Here is a 15,099-nt window from a genome sequence, read left to right on the forward strand (position 1 = left end):
TCATAGAGTGAAAGAGTAATGCTTTTTGAGGAGGTTGTTTTATGTGTCCAAACAATGAATTTTATCAGGACAAGCAAGGGTATCCGATGCAGCCGAATTACGGAAAAATTACGCGCTATGAAGACGTTCCGATTACGGTGCCTGAACAGCGGCAGCTTCGCCAGCCCGGGTTAGAAAGTTTGATGGTTCCGCGCCCCATTATCGAAAATCCGCATTACAATGGCAGCGGCAAATTAAAAGGGAAAGTTGCTCTCATTACAGGCGGTGACAGCGGAATCGGAGCTGCCGCTGCCATCGCCTTTGCCAAAGAAGGAGCAGACGTTGCGATTGCTTATTTAGATGAACATGAAGACGCGAATCGTACGAAAAAACGGATTGAAGAACTCAGTCAAAAATGTGTGCTGCTTCCCGGCGACGTGCGGGACAAACAGCACTGTAAAGACATCGTCGAAAAAGCGGTAGCAGCGTTCGGTCAGCTTGATATTTTGTGCAATAACGTAGGCGTTCAGTTTCAGCAGATGAGTCTTTTAGATATCACTGATGAGCAGTTTGATCATACGTTTAAAGTGAATATTTACTCGCACTTTTACACGACGCGTGCCGCTCTGCCGCATTTAAAAGCCGGCAGCTCAATTATTAATACCGCTTCAATTGTGACGTATAAAGGCTATGAGCAGTTAATTGACTACACGGCAACCAAAGGAGCCATTGTTGGTTTCACTCGAGCGCTTTCCAATAGTGTGATTAAAGACGGCATTCGCGTAAACGCAGTAGCTCCGGGCCGCATTTGGACACCTCTCATTCCAGCAAGCTTTTCAGCTGATCAAGTAACGCAAGTAGACAATCCGATGGAACGCCAGGGACAACCGTTTGAACTTGCTCCGACCTACGTGTATCTCGCAAGCGATGACTCACGGTTTGTCACAGGGCAAACGCTTCATGTAAACGGCGGAGAATGGGTTTCTTCTTAAAAATCTCAATATAAAAAGCGTGAAGCCAGGCTCCACGCTTTTTCATTATTTACGGGATTCTTTTTGCAAAGGCGATTTTTCAATGGAACGCGTAAACCGGTAAACATCAAGTTCTTGTCCTACTTCTGAAGGCAAATACCCAAACGTTGTGAAGCTGTCCACGGATTCCGGCTCAAGCGATAGAGACAATAAATTGTTTTGCGGCTGAGATGTTAAAAAGACGTAGCTTCCTTTTGGAAACGTTACTGTTTTTGGCTTAACGATTGTTTGTACGTCTACATTTGGTTTGTTTTCGTAGGCTTCATTTTCAATGCGGCTGCTGACCGAATACGCTTCTACTGAAAGAGCCGTTTCTTTCGTTAACTTGAAGCCTTTTACGCCTTGTCCCTGCAGTTTTGCTGCTAACTCTTCATGTCCTGGTTTTAAAAGATAAGCAGTGGGGCGTTCGCGGACAAGCGTCGGCGTTGCTTTCTTTGCACTGTAGTACGTCACAGGAATTTCTTTAACAGACGCGCTTTCCACATCAACCATTTCTACCGTGGAGTTTGGTATTTTTTTATTTTCACTGTTCACCACAATTGGATCATGGTCATTTGCATTTTTGCCTTTTTTGACAAGCGCCGCTTTTTCTTTTGCAATCAGCGCTTTAATTTGTTTGGCGTGAGCGGCTGTTTGCGTAATCAGCTTTTCTTGCGTAGCAATTTGTGCACTCACTCGCCGCGGAAAATCTTCTCGGCCAATGCCGATTCCTCTGCTTTCCACTAAAAATGAAAACGACGGATACAGACCTAATGAGTTTCGGCCGATTCGCGGTTCAACTGAGCCTTCTTCTACTTCAAGCTGCCCTTGTTTATTCACTTGAGACGTATAGTATACTTCTCCTGAATACCCTTGCTTTTCAATGGCTGTAAGCGTACTGTTCACAAACAGCTCATCGGACACGTCTCGAATATTCTGCGGAATATTTAAGTTTCGACCAGACTGCAGTAAAATGTCGTGACACTTCCACACGCCTTCTTTACCGATATTTTTAAGCCCGCTGCTATATGGCGTATATTCATGAGCGTCAATCACGACTTCTGGTGAAAAACGGTTAAATTCAGCTCGTACGCTCTGCACTTCCGGGCTTTCAAGCTTTATGTAGTCGCGGTTTCCATCTAAATTATTCGCTAGCTGACGCTTGAATGCATAAGATCCGTCTGGATTAATGCGCGGTACAATGACGATGTTCACTTTATTTAACACATCTTTTCCAAAGTCTTCTGTCAAACGCGTCGCAACGGCGAGTACGGATTCACCGCTTGCCGGTTCATTTCCGTGAATTTGACTTTGAAGCCAAATCGTTGGCTTTTTGGATGTCTTTCCATCAGCAAATTTCTTTTCCTTTGAAAAGTACAGTGCCGGAATGTCTCGTCCTTGCTGTGATTTACCGATAATCTTCAGTTTTACATACGGACTTTTATGAGCAAGCTTTTGAACATAGCTCATCATTTCTTCTTGCGTCGTAAATGCGTCTTGTCCTTTTGTAAATGCCGGCGTTGCTTCATTCACCTTTATTTCTGGATAAAGCGCTTTAATGTTTTCCGGCTGACTATAGTCTTTTCCGTAATAAGGCATATCAGCTTGTACCCCAAGCGGCGACAGCAATAATCCAATCGACAAAATCGCCGGCACCGCTGTTCGTTTTACAGTTTTTTTCATACATTTACTCCTCCCCATCCCCTTGATTAGACATTTTAAATTTTTTAAATATTTAAAATGTTACATAAATAATTATACCGTTTAAGGAAATAACTTCAAGATAGGGGCGCTGAACCTTTTTGACTAATTTGGTGTATCAAATGAGTGTATTTATATAAAAAAGGATTGAGACATAACAAAATTAATTCAACCTGAAGACAAATAATCTGGATTAACAATTCTGACCTCTTGTTCGACCGCTGTTAATTTCCGTGCAAGGCTTCGCTTTCCGCGGGCGGCCGATGAGCCTCCTTGTCGCTTGCGCTCCTGCGGGGTCTCACCTGTCCCGCTTTTCCCGCAGGAGTCTTCGCTTTGCCCTCCAATCAACTACTAGAAGAAACGAAACACACCAAACTATATTCACCATAAGAAAAAAACAAACCACTCTTCAAACATGTTAATCAATGGTTCATTTTCCACTACGGCTAAAATACATTTGGCCCAGCCTCTCTTTTATGTATGAACTGCTATAAACTTTAGCCCTTCATTGAGCCCGCACTATCCGTAATTTAGCTGCACATACTCCATGCAGCTATTAATCATTTCTTTACAGATTCTAGCGTTTCTAAATCATATCGACCAATTTCTTTGTTATTTCTTGTGATGACGAGCTTTCCATGCCTCGCAGCCTCTTGGAGCTCTTTTAATTTCTGATTGGAAGGAACCAGAGGCATTTCTTTGTTTTTAACAGTCGCTCCCAGGTCGTAGTGCACATCGACTTTTCCTTTTTTCATATAGTTAAACTCTTCAATTCCCATACCTGTGCCGAATTGATCATGCTTCTCATCAAATACGTTAACGCCTACCGTATTGATAGATGCTTTCTTTAAATCTTCATTCGGTATAATTTTAGCTTCTATTTCGTCTTTATCATTTTGATAGAATTTATGCTGGCCCTGCTGTTTCATTTTAAATTCATAATAGAGCGCTTTTGGTTTTACGTCGACCATTTTTCCTTTATCATCTTCTATACCGATTTTTCCAATTAGATTCGAATCATCCGTTATCTTAACTTTCACTTTTTGAATGCTATAGCCGTCCTCTTCTTTGCTAGCAGAGTTTGAGCACGCTACCAATGATACTGCTAATAAAGCACTCGATATGCCCATAATAAACTTCTTCACTTTACCACTCCTTAAGGATTAATATACCATAAAAGGAATTTAAATGGATGTTTTATGAACAATTTTGCAGATAAGTAAAGCGGCAGCAACCTATCGACTTAAGTTTCATCACCTTCTTTATGCTTTGCAAGAGCTTCCTTCCATAGAAATATAAAAAAACTCTCTCCATCAGGAAAGAGCTACTCGATCACAAAATCCGCTTCTGCTTTTACCACTCCGTTTACAATAACAGAAAGCGAATGCGTACCGCTGTAATGTTTTCGTGTACTTAAATCTTTAAACGCATGCTTTTTTGTGACTGTAAGCGTTTGGCCTGCTTTTGCTTGAACATTTTTCAGCATAAAGACTTTTTGAGTGCGGTTTCCTTTTGCTTTTACGTAATGAATTCCGTACTCTATGCGAAGCGGCATGTTTTTTTCCACGGATAGTTCAAATGAAAAGTCGATGCTATCACCGATTGTAATCGTATGGGGATGTAAGCCAAGGCCTGTGACAATTACGCCTGGGTCATCTCCATAGCCAAAAAGAGAAAGGGCTTCAGGATCTCCTTTTTTCAGCAGTGAACGGCACGCATGTTTAACAATCCAGTCGGTTTTAGCGTCTTTTCCGTACCAGCTTTTTATCACATCAAGCATCCAGTCTTTCTCTATGTAAGAAATATCATTTAAATGATTGGCTACGCTTTTGCGGACATATAGCGATTCATCGCATTTTAACTGTTCTAAAATCGGCAGCGTTTGCTTCGGCTCCTGCTTTAACGCAGGTACTGATTGCCCCCATGGAAGTCTAGGACGACTCCCTTCGCTTGCTAATCGGCGAATATGATGATTTTCATCTCCCGCCCACTCAATCATTTGCGCAAGCATTCGATTTGTATCTTGAATTAAAAACGGACGCACCGCAAATTCTGATGTGGAAAACGGCGTAAAAAACGCGAGTGCTTTTATGGAAGCTTCCCAAGCGTTTAATCCGTATAGTTCCACGTAATCTGGAAAAATCGTGCCTTGAAGCCCTCCTACCGTTGGAGCTGCTTTATATAAAATATGAAGTGCTTCTTCATAATCCGCCGGCAGCACTTCATGCATGGAAAGCGTAATTCTTCTCATGCGCTCTTTCAGCCCTAAGTCTTCCCAGTCCTGTTGAAAAACCAGCTCATGAAATGCTTTTTGATCAAATGAACTCCTTTCACGTGAAAAAGCGTCGCTCAAGTAGGTAATCAACTCTTCATTAAATACGCTTTTACGTAACTCTTCAGCCATACCTATCCCTCTTTTCCAGGTAGTATTTTATTTTCTTCCGAATAAAGCGCCCGCTCGTACATGCCTTTTTTAAAAATTTGCATAAACAGTTGCTTATTTTTAACTTCTTTAAATCCGTACTGACTGTACAAACCGTGAGCATCTTTTGTTGCCAATAAAATTTTTCGTACGTGTTGAATCGGCTGATAGCGAATCATTTCTTGTACCAATGCTTTTCCAAGGCCGTTGCCTCGCGCGTGCGGAAGAATAAACACATCCGCCAAATAAGCAAACGTCGCAAAATCGGAAATAATCCGTCCAAACCCTACTTGTTTATCACACTCATCATACACGCCAAAACAAACGGAGTGTTCAATAGACGTTTGAACAAGGTGAAGCGGAATTCCTTTTGCCCAGTATGATTCATGATGAAGGTACGAGTAGATAACATCTATATCAAGCTTTTCTTTGTTCGTATGTATCGTAAACTGATGATTTTCTTTCATGCTGCATCCTCCTTGCTTCTCTATCATAGCACAAATGTTCGCCATAGAAAAAAGCCTTTTTGCGGTAAAAGGCTTTTTTGGTTAGTATGATATTTTTTTAGAAACAGAAGTATTTTTTCTATAGCGTCTTCCGACTATGTAAATAAGCGGACTGCCAATAATCGTAGGCAAAAACCAATAAAAAAGAGAAGGAAGCATATTTAACAGCGGAATACTGTCTCCAATATTCACAAGCAGCGCGGTAACCGCTCCGATATAAGATCCCAGCATACCGCGAATATGATGCTGAAGCCAGCTTTTCCATTTTTGCTTGCGTGCTAAGTAGCCATAAATCGCTAATCCGTATGAAAACACCGCAATATAAAATAAATAAGCAATTTCATTCCATTTCCAAATCGCTAACATGATAGCTGTAGCAGCTAGGGCTGCGTAAGCACCGTGGTACACTTCTCCCCATCTTGTATGCCGTCCTTTTTTCTTAGCCGCTAGCATGGACACCATTCCTGAAAGCAAACAAATCATTCCGAGTCCAATATGGATACTCAATATAACTTCAAATAAATCCAACGCGCTCTCTCCTTTTACGCACTTTTCTCTTATATCTTCGGCTAACGCACTTATTTTTTTAACAAAATATCCCTATTTATTTTCCAACTCTTTACTTACATGATGCATATGCTCCACGTTAAAAAGCGCATACTTGATTTTCTTTATGTATTATATTTTGCGAACGGAGCCGCGCGAGTGCTGCGTGATCTCGGCGCAATGCTTCTCACCCTCGTCTAGCCCCATACGCCACTTTTCATGCTGCCTTTAATCACTGGCGGCTTCTTTAAAATTGGTCTGTTTTTCTACGCCACTGTGCTGGGCCTTTCTCACGTGTTTAAAATTAAACACCCGTCACCGCTTGTATTTCCAATCGGCTTGGTCATTTTGTTTTATTCATTGTCTCTTGCTCAAAACTATTTCGAACATATATATGAAAGGCTGAACATCATTCCGTTCACTTTACATCTTCCGTTTCAAATTGTCATTCCTGCTCTTTTACTCGTGATCGCATTTTTAAGAAATCGAAAAAAAGTACAGTCCGTTACTGTGAAAAATACCGCAGAAAATTCGTAGTATGTCCATTTCTCTATTGGATTTAATCTCCTAAAATTATACAATATAGTCAAGAAGCCAAAAGGAGAACCAATATGATTGGATTAATTCTTTCTATTTTATTATTTAACGTTCTTGCTTTTAAAACAAACAAGCGCTTCACAGCAAATCAAATTGTACACATTTGGATGTTCACCATTGCTGCTCAGCACATCTTTGACGTCTTTATTAATTTCAAATTTCACGGCTACTGGTATTTTACACAAGAAACAGACTGGCAAGGTATTTTTGCCTATACTGTTCTCATTCCGCCTGTGAACATGCTTTTTCTTACCTACTATCCTTTTGCCGGGAAACTCACAAAAAAAGCCGCCTACATTTTACTTTGGTCGGTTGCTGTTTTACTTTATGAAGTAGTGGCCCTTCTCCCTGCTCCATGGGGTTATTTTCACTACGGATGGTGGACGTGGTGGTATTCGCTTCTGCTAAATCCGCTGTTGTTTTGGATGGTGGTGCAGTATTACCGGTGGGTGTGTAAAATTGAAAAAAGAGCGATCACTTAAAAATAGAATAGCCTTTGGACAAGCACATCATCATTTTCAGCACGCGCAATAAAACGAATATCTGCTTCTCCGCTGGCTATTCTTTTTTTATTTAAAAGCGTCTTTGGACAAGGAAACTTGCTTTTCTTTTTCTTTTCCAACTAACGACACAAGGAAACCTGCTATTCCAGCTATACATAGAGTCACCAATAAACCGGTAGTACCTACTAACAAGCTCACCGCAGCTGACGCTAACATTCCTCCAATATAACGAAAAGTGGAATAAATGCCCGATGCACTGCCTGATTGCTCCTTTTTGACAGACTGAATATTCATAGCCTGCATAGATGAAACACCGATTCCTGCTCCCACTCCTCCTACTAATAAAGATACAATTGTATAAGAAATGGATGCATTCGCTAAGTGGAAATAAAGCATCGCCGCAAGCAGTGAAATAAGAAACGATAATCGGATCGGATGTTCTTTCCCTACCTTTTCTGCTAACAATCCTCCTAGCCACGAAGAAATAGACATGGCTAACGAAAAAAAGAAAAGAAGCAAACCAATTAACCGAATATCATACTGCTTCTCTAGCAAAAGCGGAACAAACAAAATGGTACTATACATCATAAAATTACTGCATAGAATAGAAAGATTTGAAGAAAAAAAAGGACGAACCTTAAAAAGCTTAAAATCAATCAGCGGCTCTTTGACTTTGCGTTCTTGCACAATAAAAAGAACGATAGACGCTATGCATATAAAAATAGTCCAAGCATTAAACAAATCACGGTGCGTCAGCATTAGCGTAAAGCTCGTCATGCTTACTCCAAGCAATAAAGCGCCCCCTATATCCAGCGTTTTTGCTTTTTGTTTTATGGTAGACGGCACGTATATAGATGAAAAAATTAACGACAGCACAGCAAAAGGAACGTTAAACCAAAAAATCGACGTCCACCCAAGATACTTAATTAAAAAAGCACCTAATACAGGCCCTACAGCTGCGCCTAGCCCCATTGATAATCCAAATAACCCAAGCGTTCTTCCAAGCTTTTCTTTTGGTAAACTGTGTCTCATAATGGCTGTTGCGTTAGGCGTGGCTAATGCACCTCCCAATGCTTGCAGCGTTCGAAAGACTGTGAGCGAAAGTAAGTTATATGAAAACACACAGGCGGCAGATCCTATTAGAAAAATAATCATTCCAGCTACAAACATGTTCTTGTTTCCATATAAATCACCAAGTTTCCCCGCAATGGGCTGAGCAACTGCCATCACAATTAAATAGATCGTTACCACTACTGATACATGTACGATGGAAAGATGAAGTGCTTTGGCAATAGACGGCAAGCCTACCGCAATCATAGTGGAATTAACGGGAATTAAAAAAGTTCCCGTTAAAATAGAAAAGATAATCAAAAACGGCTTACTGCTGTTCAATCGTCACCACTCCGTTGGTTCCGTCTACGGTAATAACATCTCCGTCTTTTAGTAGATCCACGGCTACTTTTGTGCCAAGAACCGCTGGGAGTTTATATTCACGAGCCACTGTTCCTGCATGAGATAAAATTCCTCCTGCATTGGTTACAATTGCGCCAGCAAGCGAAAATAACGTGGTCCAAGCGGGTGCTGTTGTTTCACATACAAGAATATCTCCTTGTTCAAGCTTAGAAAATTGACTTGGATCTGAAATGATTTTTACCACTCCCGTATAAACACCTCTTGAAGCGGCACTTCCTTTAAAGATTTTTTGCGTTTCATCTACTTCTGGAGGCCCCATTTTTCCGAATACCCGCTCCAATAAAGGATCTTCTCCTGTTTGAGGAGGCGTTCCATAAGCAGGAGGCGTTTTTTTATGACGATTTTCTTCAAACTCCTGCTTTCTATTGTCGATAAGTTCATGAGATGCCACGGGTTTTTTTAATACTTCCAGCAATTCATCGTAATAAAAATGAAAAATATCTTCAGGCTGATGAATCACTTGGTGGTCAGCTAAAAGAGTTCCGACATTTAGCAAAAACAGTCTCGCTGTAGCAGGCAGCATCGCATCGATATAAAAATGATGATCTTCATCCAACCCCCATGCCTCCAAAGCCCATCCATAAAACAGCTTAAACTGTTCTTTTTCTTCGCACTCCGGCATTTTTGCGAGTACATCACGATAGCTTTCTTCTCTCTTTTTTACGACGTCTTCATAATTTTTCTTGAAGTCGTAATCTTTACGCACATAGCCAGCAATAATTGATAGCGCATGTAAAGGATTCTCTACCCACGTCTCATCAATAAACTCGTGCGAATTTGCGGAACGATAGCCATACTCATTCAAAAAGCTTTGCAGATTCTTTAAAAATTCTCTGCCTTCAGCCGTGCCTAATAGATTTGCTTCTATTTCTTCTGACTTCTGCTCGGTAAAAGCTTGTTTTAACGGGCCGGAATGCTTTACCGTGTCAGTTAGTTCCCACAGTGCTTGATCACTTTCAAGTGACTTGTTCATCACGCCTTCCAGCAAATCATATACATAAGCCGTATTCGTGTCTCCGGTCAAGTTTCCATATAGCTCTTCTAAAACCATTCCTAAATCATTTCTCGGCATGACGATTTCAAAGTGAAGCTGCCAAGCTTTTTTATAAAAATCATGCAGCTCTTTTACTTTTTCTTCTGCTTCTTTTAAAGATAAAGAACGTTCTGCATTTCTTTTGACTTCCGTATAAAAAGGTAAAAATACCTCATCAACGTACTCGTATAATCTAGGTTTAAGTCGAGGTAACAGCGGCTTAACTGCTTCCTGATGCTCTTTTAAGCGATCGTTTACGTCACCGGGAAACGGGATATTTTGCTGGTACATTTTTCCATCGGCTAATTTCACTACAAATTGATAGATGGGCAGTTTTAACGTTTCAAAACCATGCTTTGTTCCATAAGTCATTGCCGGAAGCTGAAAAGAGGCGTATAGAGGACTCAATGCATGCGCAATATGTAAGTTGTCTTGTACCCAAAACCCCGTTTGTTTTTCTTCCTCACTTAAAAATAAGTCGTTTTGAAATGCAGATAACACGTTCATTTGATTTCCCCTTTCCTTTTCATTATGCGGTAACTGGTCTTACTTGAAGCAAATAAATATGTTCATTTTTTATAGCAAATTCAACATCTACAGCATACTGACAATACTGCTCTACTTGATTCGTCAAATGAAGCAATTGTAATGCTGTTTCATCTGATATAGAAAATTCTTTTTTTTCTTTATCCGTTGTCACAGCTTTTGTTATTCCTGTAAAACCTGACACTAGCTTATACTCTTTTAATCCTAGTTCTTTCATTATATTCTTTGTCTGTTTATGAATAATAAATAAATCCGGCGTAACACCCCCTGATACGATTCCCTCTCCTAAGCCGTACGCCACGTTAATGACCACTTCATCTTCACTTTCTGTAATAGGGTTTACGCTAAAAATCACACCGGATACATCGGCTTCAACCATTCCTTGTACAAGGACACCCATCTGGGGATTAGAAAGCGAAATTTCTTTATCTTCGGCATACGCTTGAACCATGGATGAAAAATAAGAAGCCCAGCATCTTTTTATACTTGTCAAAAGTTCTTCTCTGTTTCTTACATTTAATATCGTTTCATACTGTCCGGCAAAAGACGCATTCTCCAAATCTTCAAGTGCGGAAGAAGACCTTACGGCTACGGCTTTTACACCAGCATCCTGAATATTGGCATACGAAGAAACAATTTCTTTTTGCAAAGCTAAAGGAAAGGTGCCGCTTTGAATCTTCTTTTCTATGACGCTGCTATCTTCTGCTTTTATTTCTATTTGGTTAAACGTTAAAAATGAAAGCAACGCGTGAGATGTTAAAACAAATCCTTTAGGGATATGAGAAACGTGCTGAATCATTTTTGAGAGATTGTAGGCTTTTGAACCTACTGTTTGAAGTTCTGCATAACATGCTTTTTCTAAAGAGACGATGTGCAATCACTTCACCTCCTTTCATTTATGTCAAAGACAATCAAATAAAACAGGATAATCCCATTTAAACCCATAATGTAGTTTTATAGAGTTAAGTCTACCTTACCAAAAATTAACATAACTTTAAATATCTTTACAAAAAAATCACAAACCATATTCACTAGAATATGTATTTGTGATTTTTTTTTATAACTAACACATTTGAAATTCGTATCGTTTTGACAAATTAAACTGTATCTCTATCCTTCTTCTCCCTCACAAACTCCACCACAGGCCCCACAATAATACAAATCCCTGCGATAATCAGCCAGCCAAACGCAAGATACGTCCAGCCTTTAAAAAAGGAAAGCGTGTATTGATAGCCCGTTAAAAACATCACGCCTGGAAACAAGAGGACAAATAAGAATGTAAGTCCCAGCGCCCAGCGCGTACATAGCTTTGCGTCTTTATTTAACTGTTGTTGTGGATCCATACGCCACTTCCTCCCTTAATGGTTCATCTCCGTGTTCATCAAAGCTTTTAAATTTATCTTTTAGTTCATCAAAGTCAAATTCTTTTTTAGCAAGTAAGCCGTGTCCAATCGATATGACCCCGCTGATGATAAAAACGGTAGAATTTCCAATAAGCATTGGATACAGTCCGCCAAGGGCTTCTACGTTAATGTGACCGTTAATCAAGTAAGCAGATGTGTTCCATGCGACAACGCCTCCGATCATTCCTAACAGCGCACCATAGAATGCACCTGTGTTCGTCGCTTTTTTCCACATCAGTCCAAGCGTAACGGGAATAACGGCTCCGCTGACGAAAATACCCATGGCCATATACACAAACCCAAGGCTAATTCCTAAGTAAAACAGTAAAATGGACAACACGCCCATCGCCAGCCCGAAGCCAAGCGTCACTTTTCGCGACGTGCTTAAGATTTTTTTACTGCTTGCTTTCGGGTTGATAGAACGCAGGTAAATGTCCGTTACGATAATATTGGTAATCGCGGTTAATTCAGCTGCTCCTGTCGACATTACTGCCATAAACAGCATCGTTAAAAACAAAATAGAACCTAGATTTCCCAGCACGTGTGACGCCATAACCGGTGCAATGGAATCTGGTGAATCAACGGCAATTCCAAGACCAGCCGCGCTTACGCCAAGGAAAGTGGCAACCGCAAATGGAATCGAAAACCAGGCAATTCCGCCGTAAATATACGCTTTTGAAGCAGCGCTGTTTTTACTTGCAATAGCACGCTGCCAGTAAGCTTGATCCACAAAGACCGTACCAAAGTTCCCGATAATATTAATCATTCCAAACAAAAGCCCCGGCACCGATGCCATCGTAAGCATATGCTGTGACTGAGGCAGATTTTTCAACCCTTCGTACACGCTTGTTACGCCGAACTTATAATAGACGGCAGCAGCAAAAATAAATAAAATAACGAAAATAAAAACGGTGTTAAAATAATCAGCAACAAATGAGGCTTTTAAACCGCCAATCATGGTGTAGATTGTAAACGTAAGAGGAATTAAAAAAGCGGCAACAAAAATATTCATTCCGGTAAGAGAGTTTAAAGCAATGGCTCCTCCTAAAATAACCATGGCGGTCACAATAATATTTGTCATAAGCGCAAAACCAAGCATTAAACGATGATTTTTCACATCGAAGCGCTGTGCAATAAATTCTAAAAACGTATGAGCGTTCGGTGCTTTTTTCTTCAGGTTAATCGCCACAATGGCAAACAGCAAAATTTGAATGCTTGCTCCCGCTGCGTACCAATACGGTCCGCTAATTCCGTACTGATAGCCTGTGGAAGAAGACATCATTAACGTAGCGGCCCATGTCCATGCAGCAATAATGGATGCACTCGCCAGCCCAACGCCTACATTTCTTCCGGCTGTACTAAACTGCTCAGCCGTCATTTCCTTTCCTTGACGGCGCTGCATCATGATTGTGACGGCTGTAAAGCCTCCTCCAAAAATCAGTAAAATCAAATACCCGACGCTTGATGAAAGCATCTTATCCCTCCTCTTCCTCTTAATGTTACATTTACTAACATTAATATGTAAATAAAAGTAACATTTGTTAATAAAATACCACGTCGTAAAATTATTAACAATACTGTATTTTCTGATTATTAAAGAGTATAATTAAATATTTTCTCCATTCACACACAAAAAAGCCGGCACATTCGCACCGGCTTAAGCGTAAATTTTCGTTTTTAACACGTTTTATTTCCTTACATGAACGAAATAATAAAAAACGATAGCACAGGGCTATCGTTTTTTATTATTGAGATACCATTACTTTTTGGCGAACGTGCTCCAAGTGATCACGAACCGCTTCTGCTGCTTCTTCTGGGTCTCCATTTTTAATCGCTTCAAAAATACGCTCATGGTCGGCATCGGTTTGCTTGCGATTTTCTTTTTGGCTTTTATTTAACGAATAAGCAAGCGCTTTTCGATACAAATGGCCTAAATCTTCTACGGCATGAAGAAGGAATGAATTATGAGCTGCTTTCACGATATCATGGTGAAAACGATAGTCCGCTTCATGTCCAATTTCTTCACTGTTGTGAACCGTCTTTTTAAATGCTTCTAACGATTCTTTAATTTCAATCAACTCTTCATCTGTACGGCGCAGCGCGGCTAAGCTTGCTGCCTGCGACTCAATGATAATACGCATTTCAATTAATTCAAGAACCTGATCTGCTTCAACCATTTCAAACGTCATTGGATCAAGCATGCCCACTAAGTTTACACGCTTTACGTAGCTTCCTCCGCCTTGTCGTGATTCAATCAAACCACTGGCAGAAAGAACGCTTAGCGCTTCACGAATTGGTGCGCGGCTCACTCCAAACATTTTTGACAGTTCATGTTCCGACGGTAAACGAGACTCTGGCGGGAACGTTTTCTCTTTAATCATCTTTTTTAATTGATCAAGCACTTGACTAGACACTTTTTTACGCTCAATAGGTACAAACATACTTCTATTCCTCCTCCAAGTAATTATCTCTCTCTCTTTTTTATAGTGTTCATCGGCTCCAGTATAACTGTGTGCATTCCGATTTATGTAAACGCTTCAATCTTTGTATTACAAGTATACATTATTTCAATTCAAATGTGTTGATAAAATTTTACTATTATTGTTATTATACCATGAAAACAAGTTATAAATGAATAGCGATTCATGGTTTTTTGATATATTACCTTTATCTTACATATAATCCGTATACAATCATAATCGCCGCATCCGCTAGCGCATGGCTGATGATGGACCCTTTGATGCCATATCGCTCTCTTATATACGCCCACATCATACCTGCTGAAAAGACGCCTATTACCGAGATCACATTAAACGGAAATACGAAAACAGGGAGGATAATGAATACGTGATAAAGCGTATAAAAGCTTGATGTAACAATGATTGAAGCAAGTACAGAAACATGCTTTTTCACTTTATTTTGTATATACATCCGCCAATACATTTCTTCTAAAACAGGATTAATAAAAATCAAAACGACGGCTAAAACGGTAACTTTCCACCCGCTAAATCCCCATATTTGCAAAACCGCTTGCATATCTTCTTCATGAAAGATTTTACCAGAAAAAAGCAGGCTGCTTCCAATTATCACAGCGGCACATAGAACTCCGCTCAGAGTTCCCACATACAGAGATTTTTTTGTAAGCGCTACCTTAAAGTTAATTTTATTATTCGCATATAAAATCATAAACATCCAGCCGTAAAAGCAAACAAATGTTACCAACACATTTTGGATAAGCCACAAACCGAAAAAAACAAAGATTATAGGCATGAACAGCAAAAACAAAAATTTTATCATGTTTATGGCGCACCTTCTTTAAAAGCGGCTTTTCTTTTACCAAGTAAACTTTTCGTATTCAAAAGGTTTACTATCTTTTATCT

General features: G+C 40.1%; 16 protein-coding genes. 3 read left to right on the plus strand and 13 right to left on the minus strand.

Annotated elements, in window-relative coordinates; translation table 11 throughout:
• Window positions 1-41: 41 nt before the first annotated feature.
• On the plus strand, window positions 42-971 hold the full coding sequence (locus N178_RS04885; protein ID WP_045290950.1) for an SDR family oxidoreductase: 930 nt from the start codon (window positions 42-44) through the stop codon (window positions 969-971).
• Between the two features lie 45 nt (window positions 972-1,016).
• Here N178_RS04885 and N178_RS04890 read toward each other — a convergent pair whose 3' ends face one another.
• The 6 genes from N178_RS04890 to N178_RS04915 all read right to left on the minus strand — a co-directional run bounded on the left by N178_RS04890 (window position 1,017) and on the right by N178_RS04915 (window position 6,146).
• On the minus strand, window positions 1,017-2,672 hold the full coding sequence (locus tag N178_RS04890; protein WP_045290952.1) for a M14 family metallopeptidase: 1,656 nt from the start codon (window positions 2,670-2,672) through the stop codon (window positions 1,017-1,019).
• Between the two features lie 186 nt (window positions 2,673-2,858).
• Window positions 2,859-3,038, minus strand: coding sequence for a hypothetical protein (locus N178_RS04895; protein ID WP_045290954.1), 180 nt, complete (start codon window positions 3,036-3,038; stop codon window positions 2,859-2,861).
• A 212-nt stretch (window positions 3,039-3,250) separates the two neighbouring features.
• Window positions 3,251-3,835 (minus strand): hypothetical protein, encoded by a 585-nt coding sequence (locus N178_RS04900; RefSeq protein WP_045290956.1) that lies wholly within the window; start codon window positions 3,833-3,835, stop codon window positions 3,251-3,253.
• A 179-nt stretch (window positions 3,836-4,014) separates the two neighbouring features.
• Complete coding sequence (locus tag N178_RS04905; protein WP_045290958.1) at window positions 4,015-5,094, minus strand: DNA alkylation repair protein; 1,080 nt, start codon at window positions 5,092-5,094, stop codon at window positions 4,015-4,017.
• A gap of 2 nt (window positions 5,095-5,096) precedes the next feature.
• Window positions 5,097-5,579 carry a GNAT family N-acetyltransferase gene (locus tag N178_RS04910; protein WP_045290960.1) on the minus strand — a complete coding sequence of 161 codons (483 nt, stop codon included), beginning with the start codon at window positions 5,577-5,579 and terminating at the stop codon, window positions 5,097-5,099.
• Between the two features lie 81 nt (window positions 5,580-5,660).
• On the minus strand, window positions 5,661-6,146 hold the full coding sequence (locus tag N178_RS04915; protein ID WP_045290963.1) for a hypothetical protein: 486 nt from the start codon (window positions 6,144-6,146) through the stop codon (window positions 5,661-5,663).
• A 237-nt stretch (window positions 6,147-6,383) separates the two neighbouring features.
• On the opposite strand from N178_RS04915, the gene N178_RS25735 reads away from it, so the two are divergent.
• Window positions 6,384-6,701 carry a GerAB/ArcD/ProY family transporter gene (locus N178_RS25735; protein ID WP_237758405.1) on the plus strand — a complete coding sequence of 106 codons (318 nt, stop codon included), beginning with the start codon at window positions 6,384-6,386 and terminating at the stop codon, window positions 6,699-6,701.
• Between the two features lie 74 nt (window positions 6,702-6,775).
• Window positions 6,776-7,243 (plus strand): hypothetical protein, encoded by a 468-nt coding sequence (locus N178_RS04920; RefSeq protein WP_045290965.1) that lies wholly within the window; start codon window positions 6,776-6,778, stop codon window positions 7,241-7,243.
• An 87-nt stretch (window positions 7,244-7,330) separates the two neighbouring features.
• On the opposite strand, the gene N178_RS04925 is transcribed toward N178_RS04920, so the two are convergent.
• From N178_RS04925 to N178_RS04955, 7 genes are all read right to left on the minus strand, one after another.
• Window positions 7,331-8,656: an MFS transporter gene (locus N178_RS04925; protein WP_237758406.1), complete on the minus strand. Its 1,326-nt coding sequence runs from the start codon at window positions 8,654-8,656 to the stop codon at window positions 7,331-7,333.
• Window positions 8,643-10,277, minus strand: coding sequence for a PEP-utilizing enzyme (locus N178_RS04930; RefSeq protein ID WP_045290967.1), 1,635 nt, complete (start codon window positions 10,275-10,277; stop codon window positions 8,643-8,645). Before N178_RS04930 ends, N178_RS04925 begins: the two co-directional genes overlap by 14 nt.
• A 22-nt stretch (window positions 10,278-10,299) precedes the next feature.
• The gene (locus N178_RS04935) at window positions 10,300-11,193 is read right to left on the minus strand and encodes a PEP/pyruvate-binding domain-containing protein (protein ID WP_045290969.1); all 894 of its coding nucleotides are present in this window, start codon (window positions 11,191-11,193) and stop codon (window positions 10,300-10,302) included.
• A 220-nt stretch (window positions 11,194-11,413) separates the two neighbouring features.
• Window positions 11,414-11,659: a hypothetical protein gene (locus N178_RS04940; RefSeq protein ID WP_034264415.1), complete on the minus strand. Its 246-nt coding sequence runs from the start codon at window positions 11,657-11,659 to the stop codon at window positions 11,414-11,416.
• The gene (locus tag N178_RS04945) at window positions 11,634-13,193 is read right to left on the minus strand and encodes a sodium:solute symporter family protein (RefSeq protein ID WP_045290972.1); all 1,560 of its coding nucleotides are present in this window, start codon (window positions 13,191-13,193) and stop codon (window positions 11,634-11,636) included. The genes N178_RS04940 and N178_RS04945 overlap by 26 nt, the downstream gene beginning before the upstream one ends.
• Window positions 13,194-13,464: 271 nt before the next feature.
• On the minus strand, window positions 13,465-14,160 hold the full coding sequence (locus tag N178_RS04950; RefSeq protein WP_016765006.1) for a FadR/GntR family transcriptional regulator: 696 nt from the start codon (window positions 14,158-14,160) through the stop codon (window positions 13,465-13,467).
• A gap of 226 nt (window positions 14,161-14,386) precedes the next feature.
• Window positions 14,387-15,016: a CPBP family intramembrane glutamic endopeptidase gene (locus N178_RS04955; protein WP_045290977.1), complete on the minus strand. Its 630-nt coding sequence runs from the start codon at window positions 15,014-15,016 to the stop codon at window positions 14,387-14,389.
• Between the last annotated feature and the right edge of the window lie 83 nt (window positions 15,017-15,099).

Origin of the sequence: Priestia aryabhattai B8W22 (assembly GCF_000956595.1) — a bacterium.
GTDB classification, from domain to species: Bacteria; Bacillota; Bacilli; order Bacillales; family Bacillaceae_H; genus Priestia; species Priestia aryabhattai.

Excerpts from the sequence above, each read along its gene's own strand:
- N178_RS04885 (WP_045290950.1), top strand. The coding sequence starts at position 42 with ATGTGTCCAAACAATGAATTTTATCAGGACAAGCAAGGGTATCCGATG.
- N178_RS04890 (WP_045290952.1), bottom strand. The coding sequence starts at position 2,672 with ATGAAAAAAACTGTAAAACGAACAGCGGTGCCGGCGATTTTGTCGATT.
- N178_RS04905 (WP_045290958.1), bottom strand. The coding sequence starts at position 5,094 with ATGGCTGAAGAGTTACGTAAAAGCGTATTTAATGAAGAGTTGATTACC.
- N178_RS04910 (WP_045290960.1), bottom strand. The coding sequence starts at position 5,579 with ATGAAAGAAAATCATCAGTTTACGATACATACGAACAAAGAAAAGCTT.
- N178_RS25735 (WP_237758405.1), top strand. The coding sequence starts at position 6,384 with ATGCTGCCTTTAATCACTGGCGGCTTCTTTAAAATTGGTCTGTTTTTC.
- N178_RS04920 (WP_045290965.1), top strand. The coding sequence starts at position 6,776 with ATGATTGGATTAATTCTTTCTATTTTATTATTTAACGTTCTTGCTTTT.
- N178_RS04930 (WP_045290967.1), bottom strand. The coding sequence starts at position 10,277 with ATGAACGTGTTATCTGCATTTCAAAACGACTTATTTTTAAGTGAGGAA.
- N178_RS04940 (WP_034264415.1), bottom strand. The coding sequence starts at position 11,659 with ATGGATCCACAACAACAGTTAAATAAAGACGCAAAGCTATGTACGCGC.
- N178_RS04945 (WP_045290972.1), bottom strand. The coding sequence starts at position 13,193 with ATGCTTTCATCAAGCGTCGGGTATTTGATTTTACTGATTTTTGGAGGA.
- N178_RS04950 (WP_016765006.1), bottom strand. The coding sequence starts at position 14,160 with ATGTTTGTACCTATTGAGCGTAAAAAAGTGTCTAGTCAAGTGCTTGAT.
- N178_RS04955 (WP_045290977.1), bottom strand. The coding sequence starts at position 15,016 with ATGATAAAATTTTTGTTTTTGCTGTTCATGCCTATAATCTTTGTTTTT.